Annotated in this window: 11 protein-coding genes; 6 read left to right on the forward strand and 5 right to left on the reverse strand. The window is 42.8% G+C overall.

Annotated elements, in window-relative coordinates:
• Positions 1-119: 119 nt before the first annotated feature.
• The 6 genes from dut to NBH01_RS16065 all read left to right on the forward strand — a co-directional run bounded on the left by dut (position 120) and on the right by NBH01_RS16065 (position 9,957).
• The gene (gene dut / locus NBH01_RS16040; RefSeq protein WP_008767650.1) at positions 120-554 is read left to right on the forward strand and encodes a dUTP diphosphatase; all 435 of its coding nucleotides are present in this window, start codon (positions 120-122) and stop codon (positions 552-554) included.
• 18 nt (positions 555-572) lie between these two features.
• Complete coding sequence (locus tag NBH01_RS16045; protein ID WP_225719296.1) at positions 573-2,327, forward strand: tetratricopeptide repeat protein; 1,755 nt, start codon at positions 573-575, stop codon at positions 2,325-2,327.
• The gene (gene lolB1 / locus NBH01_RS16050) at positions 2,324-2,905 is read left to right on the forward strand and encodes a lipoprotein insertase outer membrane protein LolB1 (protein WP_225719297.1); all 582 of its coding nucleotides are present in this window, start codon (positions 2,324-2,326) and stop codon (positions 2,903-2,905) included. Before NBH01_RS16045 ends, lolB1 begins: the two co-directional genes overlap by 4 nt.
• Positions 2,902-4,209, forward strand: a complete 1,308-nt coding sequence (locus NBH01_RS16055; RefSeq protein WP_225719298.1) for a murein hydrolase activator EnvC family protein — start codon at positions 2,902-2,904, stop codon at positions 4,207-4,209. The genes lolB1 and NBH01_RS16055 overlap by 4 nt, the downstream gene beginning before the upstream one ends.
• 23 nt (positions 4,210-4,232) lie before the next feature.
• On the forward strand, positions 4,233-8,270 hold the full coding sequence (locus NBH01_RS16060) for a hybrid sensor histidine kinase/response regulator transcription factor (protein WP_250700192.1): 4,038 nt from the start codon (positions 4,233-4,235) through the stop codon (positions 8,268-8,270).
• Positions 8,271-8,859: 589 nt separating this feature from the next.
• Positions 8,860-9,957: a glycoside hydrolase family 43 protein gene (locus NBH01_RS16065; RefSeq protein ID WP_008767655.1), complete on the forward strand. Its 1,098-nt coding sequence runs from the start codon at positions 8,860-8,862 to the stop codon at positions 9,955-9,957.
• Here the strand turns inward: NBH01_RS16065 and NBH01_RS16070 are convergent.
• From NBH01_RS16070 to NBH01_RS16090, 5 genes are all read right to left on the reverse strand, one after another.
• Entirely contained in the window at positions 9,926-10,789 is an 864-nt protein-coding gene (locus NBH01_RS16070; RefSeq protein WP_008767656.1) for an FAD:protein FMN transferase, read from the reverse strand. The genes NBH01_RS16065 and NBH01_RS16070 overlap by 32 nt on opposite strands.
• A gap of 91 nt (positions 10,790-10,880) precedes the next feature.
• Positions 10,881-12,230 carry a 3-keto-disaccharide hydrolase gene (locus NBH01_RS16075; RefSeq protein ID WP_008767657.1) on the reverse strand — a complete coding sequence of 450 codons (1,350 nt, stop codon included), beginning with the start codon at positions 12,228-12,230 and terminating at the stop codon, positions 10,881-10,883.
• A 58-nt stretch (positions 12,231-12,288) separates the two neighbouring features.
• The gene (locus NBH01_RS16080; protein ID WP_016269382.1) at positions 12,289-13,707 is read right to left on the reverse strand and encodes a Gfo/Idh/MocA family oxidoreductase; all 1,419 of its coding nucleotides are present in this window, start codon (positions 13,705-13,707) and stop codon (positions 12,289-12,291) included.
• A 57-nt stretch (positions 13,708-13,764) separates the two neighbouring features.
• Complete coding sequence (locus NBH01_RS16085) at positions 13,765-14,007, reverse strand: hypothetical protein (RefSeq protein WP_008767659.1); 243 nt, start codon at positions 14,005-14,007, stop codon at positions 13,765-13,767.
• The gene (locus tag NBH01_RS16090; RefSeq protein ID WP_225679791.1) at positions 14,004-15,296 is read right to left on the reverse strand and encodes a Gfo/Idh/MocA family protein; all 1,293 of its coding nucleotides are present in this window, start codon (positions 15,294-15,296) and stop codon (positions 14,004-14,006) included. The genes NBH01_RS16085 and NBH01_RS16090 overlap by 4 nt, the downstream gene beginning before the upstream one ends.
• Positions 15,297-15,389 lie beyond the last annotated feature (93 nt).

Genomic DNA, 15,389 nt, shown 5'->3' on the forward strand with positions numbered 1-15,389 from the left:
TTACTATTTGGCTGATTACAATTTGCAAATTGGTTGTTACCACATTATTTAACTGCAAACTTAACTAATTTTCAGTTCAAAATGTGTATTTTCGCCCGTTAAATAGTAAATGTGCATTTATGAACGTTCAAGTTATCAATAAATCGAAGCATCCGCTTCCGGCTTACGCCACTGAGTTATCTGCAGGAATGGATATCCGTGCTAATCTTTCTGAACCTATCACATTGGCGCCATTGCAGCGTTGCCTGGTGCCGACAGGAATCTATATTGCTCTTCCACAAGGATTTGAAGCTCAGGTTCGTCCCCGTAGTGGGCTGGCCATCAAAAAGGGTATTACCGTGCTCAACTCTCCGGGAACGATTGATGCGGACTATCGTGGAGAAGTCTGCATTATTCTGGTCAATCTTTCCTCCGAACCTTTTGTGATCGAGGACGGGGAACGTATCGCCCAGATGGTGATCGCCAGACATGAGCAGGCGGTATGGCAGGAAGTGGAAGTGCTGGATGAAACAGAACGCGGAGCAGGGGGCTTCGGACATACAGGACGAGGATAAGTACCATAAAAAGAGAAAATGAACAAGAAAAATAGTATATGGCTTTTGGTTGCTGTATGGACATTGGTTTCGTGCGGAACGGTGAAAAGTACAAGGGAAAAGCCAGCTGTCGCTTTGGCGCAGTCTTCATTAACGCCCGAACAGCAGCGAAAATATGATTATTTCTTTCTGGAAGCTATGCGCCTGAAAGAAAAGAAGGATTATGCGTCCGCTTTCGGATTATTGCAGCATTGTCTGGATATTCATCCGAATGCGGCTTCTGCGCTTTATGAGGTTTCGCAGTATTATATGTTCCTTCGTCAGGTGCCGCAAGGGCAAGAGGCGCTGGAAAAGGCTGTGGCGAATGCGCCGGATAACTACTGGTATAGTCAGGGACTGGCATCTTTGTATCAACAGCAGAACGAACTGGATAAGGCTGTCACCCTGTTGGAACAGATGGTGGTACGTTTTCCTGCCAAGCAGGACCCGCTTTTCAACCTTTTGGACCTGTATGGCCGACAAGAAAAGTATGATGAAGTCATCTCTACTTTAAACCGTCTGGAAAAGCGTATGGGTAAGAATGAACAGTTGTCCATGGAGAAGTTTCGTATTTACCTCCAGATGAAGGATGACAAGAAAGCATTTCAGGAAATAGAAAGTCTGGTGCAGGAATATCCGATGGACATGCGTTATCAAGTCATCTTGGGGGATGTATATCTTCAGAATGGCAAGAAACAGGAGGCTTATGACGTTTATCAGAAGGTGCTGGCGGCGGAACCCGATAATCCGATGGCTATCTTCTCGATGGCTTCTTACTATAAACAGACAGGGCAGGAAGAACTCTACCAACAGCAGTTGGATACACTGTTGCTGAATAAGAAGGTGACTCCTGATACCAAAGTGGGCGTCATGCGTCAGATGATTGTGGAAAATGAACAGGCCGATAAGGACAGTACGCAAATCATCGCTTTGTTTGACCGGATCATGAAGCAGGAACAGGATGATCCTCAGATTCCGATGCTTTATGCGCAATATCTGTTGTCCAAGAAGATGGAGTCGGAGTCGGTTCCCGTCTTGGAACAGGTGGTTGACCTGGACCCTACCAATAAAGCTGCCCGTATGATGCTGATCGGTGCTGCGGTAAAAAAAGAAGATTATAAGCAGATTATCAAAGTCTGCGAGCCGGGTATTGAAGCGACTCCGGATGCGCTGGAATTTTATTATTATCTGGCTGTTGCCTATAATCAGGCGGAGAAACCGGATAGTGTGATAAGCATCTGCAAGAGAGCGCTGGAACATACGACGGCTGACAGTAAGAAAGAAACCGTCTCGGAGTTCTACTCTATTTTGGGGGATATGTATCATACGCAGAAGCAGATGAAGGAGGCTTATGCTGCCTATGACTCGGCACTGGTCTACAACCCTTCCAATATTGGCGCACTGAACAACTATGCCTATTACCTGTCAGTAGAGCGTCGTGATCTGGATAAAGCGGAAGAAATGAGCTACAAGACCGTAAAGGCTGAGCCAAATAATGCCACTTATCTGGATACGTATGCCTGGATTCTCTTTGAAAAGGGGAATTATGCGGAAGCTCGCATTTACATCGATAACGCCATGAAAAGTGAGGGCGGTGATGAGAGTGATGTAATTGTAGAACATTGCGGAGATATCTATTATATGACCGGAGATGTGGACGGCGCGCTTACCTACTGGAAGAAAGCACTGGAAATGGGTAGTGAGTCGAAAACATTGAAACAGAAAATAGAAAAGAAAAAATACATTGCAGAATGAAGAGAATCGCTTATTTTTTGTTGATTGCAGTCGTATTGGTAGGTTGTAAGAGTTCAAAGCGTCTGACGGCGACAAAGGTGCCGGAAGTTACTGCTTCTGAAGCTGCTATTCCCAGCTATCTGGCTTCCAGACTTCAGCTGACGATTCCGAGTAAAGGCGGAAGTATGTCAGTGGGCGGTACTATGAAGATGAAGAGCCGTGAACGGGTACAGATTTCCTTGCTGATGCCTATTCTCCGTACGGAATTGGCACGCATCGAGGTGACTCCTACTGAAGTATTATTCGTCGACCGGATGAACAAGCGGTTTGTACGCGCAACCAAAAAAGAGCTGAAAGAAATATTATCGAAGAACGTAGAGTTCTCCCAATTGGAGAAATTGCTGACTGACGCTTCTAAACCCGGAGGAAAGACTGAACTATCCGGGAAAGACTTGGGAATCCCCAAACTGGAGAAAGCGAAAGTACAACTCTATGATTTTTCGACCAAAGAACTTTCGATCACTCCGACAGAAGTTACTTCCAGATACCGTCAGGTTTCTTTGGAAGAATTAATGAAAATGCTGGTAGCTTTATTATGATAAAACGTCTCTTTGTAATTCTGGTAAGCAGCCTTTGGCTGGCAATTCCGCTTTCTGCTCAATCGAACAAGCTGATTCGTGAGCTGGAAGGTAAGCGCGGTGCACTGCAGAAGCAGATCGCCGAGACGGAGTCGATTTTGCAGAATACAAAGAAGGACGTAGGCAGTCAGTTGAACGGACTGGCGGCACTGACGGGACAGATTGAAGAACGGAAACGATATATCCTTGCGATCAATAACGATGTGGAGACTATCGAACGCGAATTAGTGTCATTGGACCGGCAACTGAACAGTCTTGAAAAAGACCTGAAAGAGAAAAAGAAGAAGTACGAAGCATCTGTTCAGTACCTCTATAAGAATAAATCGATTGAAGAGAAACTGATGTTTATCTTCTCCGCCAAGAACCTGGGACAAACGTACCGTCGTATGCGTTATGTGCGTGAATATGCCACCTACCAGCGTCTGCAGGGAGAGGAAATATTAAAGAAGCAGGAGCAGATACGGAAGAAAAAAGCGGAACGCCAGCAAGTGAAAGCCGCCAAAGAGGGACTGCTGAAAGAACGTGAGAACGAAAAGGCGAAACTGGAAGCTCAGGAGAAAGAGAAGCGCACACTAGTGGCTAATCTGCAAAAGAAACAGAAAGGTCTGCAAAGCGAAGTGAACAAGAAGAGACGGGAAGCCAATCAACTGAATGCCCGTATCGATCGGTTGATTGCAGAAGAAATAGAACGCGCCCGCAAACGTGCCGCGGAAGAAGCCCGCCGCGAAGCGGCAGCCCGCAAGAAGGCGGATACAAATGACAAAGGTGCCTCCGAAACCGGAACGGCTGCCAAACCGAAGTCGGAGCCATTGGACGCTTTTACGATGAGCAAGGCAGATCGTGAACTGTCCGGTAGCTTTGTTGCCAACCGTGGGAAACTTCCGATGCCTATATCCGGACCTTATATCATAACCAGCCGCTATGGACAGTATTCCGTTGAAGGACTCCGTAATGTGAAGCTGGATAATAAAGGAATTGATATACAAGGAAAGCCGGGGGCACAAGCCCGTGCCATCTTTGATGGTAAGGTAGCAGCCGTGTTCCAGTTGAACGGACTATTTAACGTCCTCATCCGGCATGGTAATTATATTTCCGTTTACTGTAATCTGTCTTCCGCTTCGGTGAAATCCGGCGATACGGTGAGTACGAAGCAGTCTATCGGACAGATATTCTCTGATGGCGCGGATAACGGACGAACGGTACTGCATTTCCAGTTACGCAGAGAGAAAGAAAAGTTGAATCCGGAACCCTGGTTGAATCGTTAATCTAAACATAAGACACACTTGGTATGAAGTTAACAAAGATACTGATACTTTTACTGGCCTTCTGGCTCGAACCATTGTCTGCATCTCCCTATTTCTCCTTCAAGAAATATCAGGTGGAAGATGGCTTGTCACATAATACGGTATGGTGTGCTATACAGGATAGCTATGGATTTATCTGGCTGGGCACCAGTGACGGACTGAACCGTTACGACGGTCGGGGCAATAAAGTTTATCGGAATGTATTGAACGATAAATTCTCATTGGAGAACAACTTCGTTGAGGCACTGATTGAAGAAGATCAGAATATATGGGTTGGAACGAACTCCGGACTGTATATCTATGACCGGGCAACGGACCGTTTCTCCTATTTTGACAAGACTACTCAGTATGGCGTATACGTCAGCAGTGAAATCAAGAAGATTGTAAAGACGGAGAACGGACTTCTCTGGATTGCCACCTTGGGGCAGGGACTTTTTATTTATGATCCCAAGACCGAAGTGTTGACTCAGAATAGTATTCAGACCTCTTTTGTCTGGGATGTCTGTCAGAGTTACGATAAGAAGAAGGTGTATGTTTCTTCGCTACAGGAAGGACTGCTTTGTTTCGATGAAAACGGCAAATTTCTGCAATCATACCGAGTCTCATCGGACGTGAACTCTTCCGATAGTTACAAAATAAACTGTGTACTCGATGTAGAGGGAGAAGTATGGCTGGGAGCAGGCAACAATTTGTTGGGGAGATTGAACCGGCAGACCGGAACGGTTGAGAATTACATGGCTCCTTCATTGAACTTCGGGGCAGTTCGCAGCCTGCTGAAATATACGGAAAATGAACTGCTGGTAGGCACCGATAATGGACTCTATCTATTCAACCGCGAGTCGAAAACCTTCCTCCGTGCAGATAATCCGGCTGATCCGCGAAGTCTGAGTGATCAGACTATAAACGGCATGATGTGGGATGCGGAAGGTGCTCTGTGGGTATTGACGAACTTGGGAGGTATCAACTATATGTCCAAGCAGACCAAGCGTTTCGATTACTATTCACCCGCCTATCTGTCGGGGATAGCGGGAGCAGGAGAGGTGGTAGGCCCATTCTGTGAAAATAAAGACGGAAATATCTGGATTGGTACTCAGAGTGGCTTATATTTCTTCAATACCGTTACACGGGAGCTTTCGGAATATCATATCGGTGGTGTAAAGAGTCAGAAATATGATATTCGCTCTTTGATGTTAGACGGCGATTGTCTTTGGATCGGTACGTATGCGGAAGGAATACGTGTGCTTAATCTGCGTACCGGTTCGATAAAGGAATATACACACTCGCGCGGAATCCCCAATACCATTTGCAGCAATGACGTACTATGCATATATAAAGACCGGAAAGGGGAAATCTTCGTCGGAACAAGCTGGGGCTTATGCCGGTATAATCCTGATGCCGATAATTTCATGACAATCACCAGTATCGGTTCCATGATTTCCGTGGGCGATATATATGAGGATATGTATAACAACCTGTGGATTGCAACGACCAACAGCGGCGTGTTCTCCTACAATACCCTGAGCGGACACTGGAAACATTTCCAGCACGAACGGGAAGATTCGACCACCATTACCAGTAATTCGGTGATTACGGTATTTGAAGATAACAAAGGCGTGATGTGGTTTGGCACGAATGGGGGAGGATTATGCTCCTTCGATCCCAAAACAGAGGCATTTATTGAGTTTGATTCTGCGCTTCCCAATAAGGTGATCTATTCTATTGAACAAGATCAGACAGGAGATTTCTGGATATCCAGCAATGCAGGGATATTTAAGATTAATCCGATTTCTAAAGCTCATTTCCGACAGTTTACGATTAATGATGGTCTGCAGGGAAATCAGTTTATGGCACGTTCTTCTTTAAAGTCTTCTGAAGGTAAACTATATTTTGGCGGAATCAACGGCTTTAATGTTTTCCAGCCGGAACGTTTTGTGGATAATTCCTACATTCCTCCGGTATATGTGACTGATATCCGTTTATCCTACCTGAATGACGAACAGGAAGTGAAGAAGTTGCTTCAACTGGGGAAACCGATTTATATGGCTGACAAGATAACCTTGTCTTATGAAAATAATAGTTTCACGATTCGTTTTGTGGCGCTAAGCTATGAAGACCCGGCACGAAACCGATATTCCTATATATTAAAAGGAGTAGATAAAGAGTGGATTACCAACTCCGAGAACAACTCTGCTTCTTATACCAATCTGCCTCCCGGAGAATACGAGTTCGAAGTGCGTGGCTCCAATAATGACCATCAGTGGAACGAGAAGACGACTACTCTGCGGGTAGTGATTACTCCCCCTTGGTGGCGTAGTTCTTTCGCCTATTTTATTTATATTCTCCTGTTGATGGGCTGGATTGTCTGGATTGCATGGCGCTGGAATCTTCGCGTGAAGCATAAGTACAAACGCCGGATGGAGAAATATCAGATTGCTAAAGAACAGGAAGTTTATAAATCAAAGATCGGCTTCTTCATTAATCTGGTACATGAGATACGTACCCCTCTCAGTCTGATCCGATTGCCTCTTGAAAAGTTGCAAGAGATAGAACATGAAGGAAAAGAAGCTAAGTATCTGTCTGTAATAGATAAGAATGTAAACTATCTTTTAGGGATTACCAATCAGCTGCTCGACTTCCAGAAGATGGAAAACGGAGCTTTGCAACTGAATCTGGTAAGTTGCGATATTAAGGAAATAGTGAATGATGTATATAGTCAGTTCACCAGTCCTGCCGAGTTAAAGGGAATTGAACTGGTATTGACTCTGCCCGAGCAGGAACTGGTATCAATGGTCGATCGGGAAAAGTTGAGTAAGATACTGGTGAATCTGATGGGCAATGCGATAAAATATGCCCGTACGCGTATCGATTTGAAACTCGTGACAACTGATGCGGGATATGAGATATATGTGAGTGATGACGGTCGTGGAGTACCGGATGCCCAAAAGGGAAAGATATTTGAAGCCTTCTACCAAATGCCGGATGATAAAGTCGCTACCGCCACAGGTACCGGTATCGGACTGGCTTTTGCGAAATCTCTGGCAGAAGCCCATCAAGGCAGCCTGCGCCTTGAAGATAACGAACCGCAAGGTTCCTCGTTTATATTATCTCTTCCTTTAAACGAAAAGAAGGCAGAAGAAGCTGCTGATATCGTTGAGGTTCATTCCGAAAACGAAGGTTCGGCAGAGAATATTCCTTCAGAGTTCTCCGGAAAGAAATTCACCGTATTGCTGGTAGAAGATAATGTCGAACTGTTGAATCTGACGCGTGACTCGTTGGTTGCCTGGTTCCGTGTGCTGAAAGCTCCGAATGGTCGTGCGGCACTTGAGATACTCGAACAGGAGAGTGTAGACGTCATCGTCAGTGATGTGATGATGCCGGAAATGAACGGGCTGGAACTCTGTAGCAAAGTGAAATCGGAAATCGACTATTCACATATTCCGGTCATCTTACTGACGGCAAAAACGACGCTGGAATCTAAGGTGGAAGGACTGGAATGCGGAGCCGATGTGTATATTGAGAAGCCATTCTCTATCAAACAACTGCATAAGCAGATCGAGAACCTGCTCCGGTTGAGGCAGTCTTTCCATAAGCTGATGGTTAGTTTGTCCGGGAATGCCAATCAGGCCTCGGCAGAACTTGCGATGACTCAGAGAGATTGTGAGTTTGTTGCCAAGATACAGGAAGTGATTGCCGACCAGTTGGCAGACGAGAATTTCTCCATCGATACTCTTGCAGAGCAGATGAACATGAGCCGTTCCAACTTCTATCGGAAGATAAAAGCATTGTCGGGAATGTCGCCCAATGATTATCTGAAGGCCCTCCGTATGAATAAGGCAGCTGAGTTAATTCAGGGCGGTACACGTATTTCCGAGGTTGCGGCACAGGTTGGATTCACTTCCTCCTCTTATTTTGCCAAGTGTTTCAAGGCACAATATGGAGTTCTCCCGAAGGAATATGTCAATCAGTTGTCTGCTTCCGATACAGCGGCAGAAAGCACTCCGGATGCTGATTCTACCATTTGATTTGTCATCAGATGTATGAAAGAAGCATGCAGGGCTTGACAAACCGTTTTTTATGTTGTATATTTGTAAGTGAGAACCGGAAGTAAATTCGATAACATTGATAATATAGACGAAAAATGAGTAATAATAAGTACAATATAATAACAGATTGCAAGCGTTTCCATTTCGGATAATGCTTGCCGGATAGTCTGATACAAGCTAAGGGCTGCGATTCTTTATGGGAATTGCAGCCCTTTTTGTTGCTTAAAATTAATATTTGTTGCTGAAATAACGATGCTCGGGTTTATAATAAACTTGGGGGACGTTTATAATAAACGATGAACGAATTTATTAATAAATGATTCGGAAGAAGTATATAAACGGTTAATATATTTCGTGTGAAAGTGTGTAATGATGCCAAGAAACTTTCTGTTTTTATTATTAATGGGTAGTTTGTCTTTACATTCTCTTTTTTCTGTTTTCCTGTCATCAGCAGGATGTGTCACGATGTAATGACGAGAATGATATTCCAAACTTAATTTTTATTTTCGCTTTATTAACTATTAATGAAAAAAAAGTCTTTTCTTTGTATCATCTTAAAAATGAAACTATGAGAATCAATTTATGTTTGTTATTATTCCTTGTTTTGCTGAACATCTCTTGTAATTCCAAACGGGCGGGAAAAAAAGAAGATGTTGAAAAAGATACTTATGCCAATCCATTATTTATGGAAGGGGCTAATTCAAGCGCGATTTACCATAATGGTAAATATTATTATACCCATGAAACTAATGAGCAAATATATCTGTGGGTAACCACCGATATTACCGATATGGCTCATTCCACTTGTAAAGAGGTCTGGGTGCCTAAAGATCCTTCGAATAGCCATAACCTTTGGAATCCGGAAATACGGAATATCAATGGTAAATGGTATATCTATTTTGCTGCCGATGATGGAAATACAGATAATCATCAGATTTATGTGATTGAGAATGATTCTCCTGACCCTATGCAGGGAGAGTTTCGCATGAAAGGAGCGATCATGACCAATCCCGATTGGAACTGGGGAATACATCCCTCAACTTTTGAACATAAAGGGGAGCTTTATCTTCTATGGTCCGGGTGGCCTAATCGGAGGATAGGCAGTGAAACACAATGCATCTATATTGCCCGCATGGAAAACCCCTGGACATTGGCTACGGAAAGGGTTCTGATTTCGAAGCCGGAGTATGAATGGGAACGGCAGTGGGTAAATCCGGATGGCGGGCGGACTGCTTATCCGATTTATGTAAATGAAAGCCCTCAGTATTTTCATTCCAAAGATAACCGGACTGTCATTGTCTATTATGCGGCAAGCGGTTGCTGGTCTCCTTATTATTGTACCGGAATGTTGACTGCCGACGCGGATAGTGACTTGCTGAATCCGGCTTCCTGGAAGAAGAGCCCCGTTCCTGTATTTCAACAGAGACCGGAAGATGGAGTGTATGGCCCGGCTAACCTTTCCTTTCTTCCTTCGCCTGATGGAACGGAATGGTATATATTGTATCAGGCAAGAAGTGTTCCTAGCGGTAATACGGGAGAGTCGGAAAGTCGCAATCCACGATTGCAGAAGATAGGATGGGATGCTGATGGAATGCCGGATTTGGGAGTCCCTTTACCGGTGAATACTCCGTTACCTAAACCATCTGGCACAGTTCCAAATCAATAACTCTTTTGGGGAGAAACTCGCTCATTATTAACTCGCGCTGTTTTTGATTTGCTACGAACAGGCTGGTTGAGAGAATCTCACCGGTGGTTCCATCATCCGTTACTACTGTCACTTGTCTTACTCCTTCCAGTGGTTTGCCACTTGAAGGAGAGATAATGTGTTTGCGATCATCCGAGTTGTTTCCGGAGGTGGTTAAACATTCGTTATTAAGGAGTATGGATTGAGTTTTATGGTTTTTTGTAGTACTTGCCTGATCGTCAAAGCTGACTTTCCATCCTGTGCCAACCGGATGATTGCCTAGAGCGAGTACAGAACTGTTTCCCATATTTATTAAGGCATTTGCTATGATGTGAACCTTTAATATTTCTCTTATTTTGTCGAGAGCATAACCTTTAAGAAATCCGGAAAGGTTTATTGTAGTACCTGCTTGTTGAAAGAAGACACTTTGTGCTTCGGGGTATAAATGAATGGAGTGTATGGTATCTTGATTATAATTATCTGAGTGGATAGTAACATCGAAACATCCTAAGGTTTTTTTATGATATTCTGTGCACAATGAAATCATCCTGTAAAGAGACTGACTGATCATAACAGGAGCTGTGGAAGCTCTTTGATTGACTTGCGATAATTCACTGGAAGGGTCATAATAATTTGCAATTCTTTCCAGTTGTCGGAGAGTGTCATATATACTATTAACTACAAGCATTAATTCATTTTCTGATTTCTGGCAGCAGAGTATTATATCTACGCGTGTATGCATGGATAAAAACCAAGCATAAAGCAAACCGTCATCACCATGTGTCTTGTATAAGTGTTGAATTGTATGCTGCATTTTGTTTTATTGAAATATTAAGAGGGCATGCCACTTTGTGCATGCCCTTCTACTCTTGATTTTATGTTAGAAATCGGCTTTTCAGTGCAAGTTATTTCAGCTCTTTGATTTTTACATTTTTAAACCAGACTTCGTCTCCATGATCTTGAAGAAGAATATTGCCTTCTGCGGAATTACCAAAATTAGGCCAGTTTTTATATTTACTGTAGGCAACCAAAGCATTCCACATGTCAGTATTGCGAGTATATTCGATCAGTTTTACCCCATTCAGCCAGTGTTCTACGTGGTTATCTTGCACAATAATGGTGGCGGTATTAAAATCTTTTTTGTTGAAAGGCTTCTTCTCTGGAGCCGGAATAAGATCATATAATGAACCCAACTTTCTGTTGCCTTTTACTCCAAGTTTAGCATCTGGATGTTTGTCATCATCAAGAATTTGAAACTCACAGCCAATAGCAGAGCCTTCTCCTTTGTTCAAATCAGGGTTGACAAAGTATTTAACCCCGCTATTTGCGCCTTCGGTAATCTTGAAATCTACCGTGAGAATGAAGTTTTTATATTTGCGGGTAGTTACGATATCTCCACCATTAGCTGATTCTGCTCCTCCGCTCTTCATCACTTTCAGAATTCCATCTTCCATCTTCCATCCTTTTTCCGGGAAAGCATTCAATTTTGCTCCTCTCCAACCATTGTTGGTTTTACCATCCCAAAGTAGGGCCCAACCCTCTTTGGCTTCACGTGGAGATATGGTGTTGGCAATCATATTTCGTTCGGGCGCTTCTTCCGTTTCAGGTGTCTGGTAACGTTCTACATCCGTTGTACAAATACGGATGTCTTTCCAGCTGACAGTTTTACCTTCTTCGGAAGCATTACCTATTGCGTGTACTTGCAATGCAATAAATCCGCTAGGTGTCATATCATCCCAGATATTGGCACAAGGTACTCCATTAATCCAGGTACGGATAGAATTTCCGATAGCTTCAATCCTGGCTTTATTCCATGCATTGTTTTTAAAAGCGGTTTTTGCAGCCGGATTCAAAGTCAGTGGATACAACCAGTTTCTGCGTGCTTCATCATAGATACCTCCTGACCAAGCTCGCTTAGACGGGTCAATTTCAAACTGATAACCGTGCACACGACCATTCTGATAATCTTTCTTGCTTTCACTACGAAGTTGTACTCCTGAATTTAATCCGTCATCAATTTTGAAATCAAATTCAAGTATGAAGTCTCCATAGTTCTTGGTTGTTGCCAGAAAAGTATTTGGAGTTCCCATTTTAGAAATACCCACAATGGCACCATCTACGATTTTATACTCGGCTTTGCCATTTAGTTTTTTCCATCCTTTCAGGTTTTTGCCGTTGAAAAGAGGTTCCCAGGTCTGCGCAGATAATGAAGCCGCACAGAATAAAAGTAAAGTAAATAAGAAGTTCTTTTTCATTTTTAATGTTATTCTTAGTAAATTGTTTATAGCTGGTTTAATGGGTGGTTATGTTCATTTATAATTTATAAAATTCGTCCCAACCTTTGCGTGGAGGTATCCCTGTCAGCATTGCATTGGCAAACTCGTTATTTGTAATTTGTTTGGTACGGCTGTCGAAGAACAGCTGAGTGTTGAGGCGTTGAGCCATTACACCAAGTGAGAATACCTGACTTAGCACTCCATTGATTTCGAATGGAGAACGTGTTTTTTCTATACCGTTACATGCCAATAAAAAATTCTCGAAATGATTGGACGGGCTCTTTGGTATTTGGGGTAGCTTGTCTGCCATCTCTTTGGCTTTTTCTTCGGGAATGATGGATAAGGTACTTCCATGACTTCCTCCTTTAAATGTCAGGTCTTTTGTATAAATGATCTTTCCAGGATTCAATTTGGCGGCCGGAACATCTCCTTGGTTAGTCGTGGGGATATTAGGGTCTAATCCTGATACTCCGTAACCGGCAGGAATAGGAGGGAGGTTGTCTAGTCCGTCATACCAGGTGATATCTACGGGTGGCATCCCTTTGCGTTGTGGGAAGCGGAAAAGAATAGTGGAAGAATAAGGAAAGAAATAATCATTATGCCCTTTTTCATGCAATAAAGTTACTTCATAGGGCAATCCTAATTCCAAAAACTCATGAACGGTATCCAGAATATGTGCTCCCCAGTCTCCTAAAGCTCCCATTCCGAAGTCATACCAACAGCGCCATTCTCCCTGATGATATTTTTCATTGTATTCATGATATGGAACAGCGCCGAGCCATGTATCCCAATCCATGTCTTTCGGAAGTTGCTGTCCTGAGGGGAGTTTATAAATGTTTGTATCCCATTTATGCCAACGCCGTACGTTATTCATGTGTGCAGTGACGGCGGTCACGTCTTTAATAATTCCGGCATCCATCCAAGCTTTGAACTGGAAGTAGTTTGCTTCAGAATGTCCTTGGTTTCCTACTTGTGTAGCCAGATTAGGACGTTTGAGCGCTGCTTGCATCAAAAGTTCCGCTTCATAGAAAGTACGTGCTAACGGCTTTTCTACATATACGTGTTTGCCAGATGCCAAAGCTAGCATGCTAATCGGAAAATGAGAGTGATCTGGTGTAGCAATTGCAACGGCATCAAATTCTTTTCCCGCTTTATCAAACATCTGGCGGAAGTCTCTGAACTGTTTTGCTTTGGGATACATGCCTATTACCTTTTGTGTATGTTTGGCACCCATGTCTACATCACAGAGGGCAACTACTTCTACCATGCCGGTCCGGGCAAAATCTTCAATAATTTGCTGCCCGCGGTTACCGATACCTACATAAGCTATCTTCACTTTTTCGTTTTTGTTTTTTGAAGATGACAATGTTTGTGCATTCAATATTTCACCAGCTCCTGCTGCCAGTCCGGCAGAAGCCATTGTCATTGTTTTCAGGAAATCTCTTCGTGTTACCATAATTTCTTCATTGATATTGATTAAGTATTCTGTTGATTATATGTTATAAATCTGTTATTATTCTTTTTTCTTTTTGAATAGTGCTGTTATGCCATAAAAGAGGATACGTAAAAGGCTCCAGATGATATATAGCGCTACAGAAAATATGAGCACATAAAAAAATGAAGTTATCATCTCCGTCAAAGGAGTATTATACGTAAATATAGAGTATAAATTGACCAAATTGGCAATAATAAAACACAGGAACAGTGTAATCAACTCTGTTTTCTTTCGTCGAGCGGTCAGGATTGTATCTTTCATACTGCTTCGGATGTTTTTGATTGATGATTCAGATAATTAATTTTGTATTCATCAGGGAAATATAGTGTTTTTTCTTCCTGTAACGCTTGGTGACCCAATAGGCAGAGCATACTCGCATAATATCCTTCTTCCGCGATTCTTGCGGGTTGTTTGCGAGTAATAACAGCTTCTACAAAAGCTTCCAATAACAAAGAAGTGCCATCGCTCTTAGGACGTTCTCCGAGGATTAATTCTCCTTTGTTTTCGTTAGCCGTTTCCGGAGCCCAACTGGTACCTGCGAAAGGCAGAGTGTCAAATAATTTATTTTCCCAGTCGTTTATCATTTGCAGAAAACCGGGTGCCGGCGGGATACTTTCAAAGTAATATTTACCTTTTTCTGGTTCAACAGTTCCGAGATTTCCCATGATTTGCTCTTCCAAACCATAAAATTGATTGGAAATAACAGAATCGAATGTCATTTTTACGCCATCATCGAATATATATAGGCAACTTACATTGTCGTATACTTCCCGACCGTCTTTCCAGTATGTAATAGCTCCATGTCCCATCACTTTCTCTGGGAGTTTATTCAATGCCCAACTTCCTATTTGTAATTGATGGCAGGCCAGTTCCGTCATTAGTCCTTTTGAATATTCTTTATAGAGTCGCCAGTTAATTTGTCGTTCTAAATTAGCAGAAGGAACTGGGCGTCTCCAGTCTCCATTTCTGTACCAGAATGTGCGGATCGCATTTATTTCTCCAAATGTGCCGGCATGAATCATTTCCATAGCTTTGATATAACGAGGATCGAACAGACGCTGTTGACCTGTGAAGAATATTTTTCCCGTACTACGATGTTTATTGTACATACGGAAACATTCTTCCATTGTAAAACCAATTGTTTTTTCACAGAATACATGTTTACCGGCATCAAAAGCATCCATTACAATTTTACAGTGCGAACTGAGAGGAGTCGCTACAAGTATAGCATCTATGTTGTTGTTTTCCAATAGCTCACGATAGTCACCATATACTTTTGCTTTGGGAGCAAGCTTCAATGCTTCATCTATCGAAGGCTGGTAAATATCGCAAAGTGCTACGATATCAACTTTAGGATTTTGGACTAAAAAGCTCATAAGGAAGCGACCTCGTGAGCCTGGTCCAATAACCCCCAAACGACATTTTTCATTGGAGGTGTTCACGGCTTCTGAAAAGGCAGAAAGCCAGGGACTTGCTGCAAGAAGAACTCCAGCTCCGGTCATTCCGATATTCTTCAGAAACTCTCTTCTGCTAATTTGCGTATGTTTCATTTTGAAGTTATTTGATTCTCAGTATTTTATTCTGTATGCAAATATAGAAAGAAGAGTAAACTTTCTATAAAATTCACTCTTCTTTTTATTAAA

Source organism: Bacteroides sp. B1-V-101, assembly GCF_023656585.1.
GTDB classification, from domain to species: Bacteria; Bacteroidota; Bacteroidia; order Bacteroidales; family Bacteroidaceae; genus Bacteroides; species Bacteroides thetaiotaomicron.

Bases quoted from the DNA above. Each gene is read 5' to 3' on its own strand.
- NBH01_RS16060 (WP_250700192.1), top strand. From the start codon at position 4,233: ATGAAGTTAACAAAGATACTGATACTTTTACTGGCCTTCTGGCTCGAA.
- lolB1 (WP_225719297.1), top strand. From the start codon at position 2,324: ATGAAGAGAATCGCTTATTTTTTGTTGATTGCAGTCGTATTGGTAGGT.
- dut (WP_008767650.1), top strand. From the start codon at position 120: ATGAACGTTCAAGTTATCAATAAATCGAAGCATCCGCTTCCGGCTTAC.
- NBH01_RS16090 (WP_225679791.1), bottom strand. From the start codon at position 15,296: ATGAAACATACGCAAATTAGCAGAAGAGAGTTTCTGAAGAATATCGGA.
- NBH01_RS16075 (WP_008767657.1), bottom strand. From the start codon at position 12,230: ATGAAAAAGAACTTCTTATTTACTTTACTTTTATTCTGTGCGGCTTCA.
- NBH01_RS16085 (WP_008767659.1), bottom strand. From the start codon at position 14,007: ATGAAAGATACAATCCTGACCGCTCGACGAAAGAAAACAGAGTTGATT.
- NBH01_RS16080 (WP_016269382.1), bottom strand. From the start codon at position 13,707: ATGGTAACACGAAGAGATTTCCTGAAAACAATGACAATGGCTTCTGCC.
- NBH01_RS16070 (WP_008767656.1), bottom strand. From the start codon at position 10,789: ATGCAGCATACAATTCAACACTTATACAAGACACATGGTGATGACGGT.
- NBH01_RS16045 (WP_225719296.1), top strand. From the start codon at position 573: ATGAACAAGAAAAATAGTATATGGCTTTTGGTTGCTGTATGGACATTG.
- NBH01_RS16055 (WP_225719298.1), top strand. From the start codon at position 2,902: ATGATAAAACGTCTCTTTGTAATTCTGGTAAGCAGCCTTTGGCTGGCA.
- NBH01_RS16065 (WP_008767655.1), top strand. From the start codon at position 8,860: ATGAGAATCAATTTATGTTTGTTATTATTCCTTGTTTTGCTGAACATC.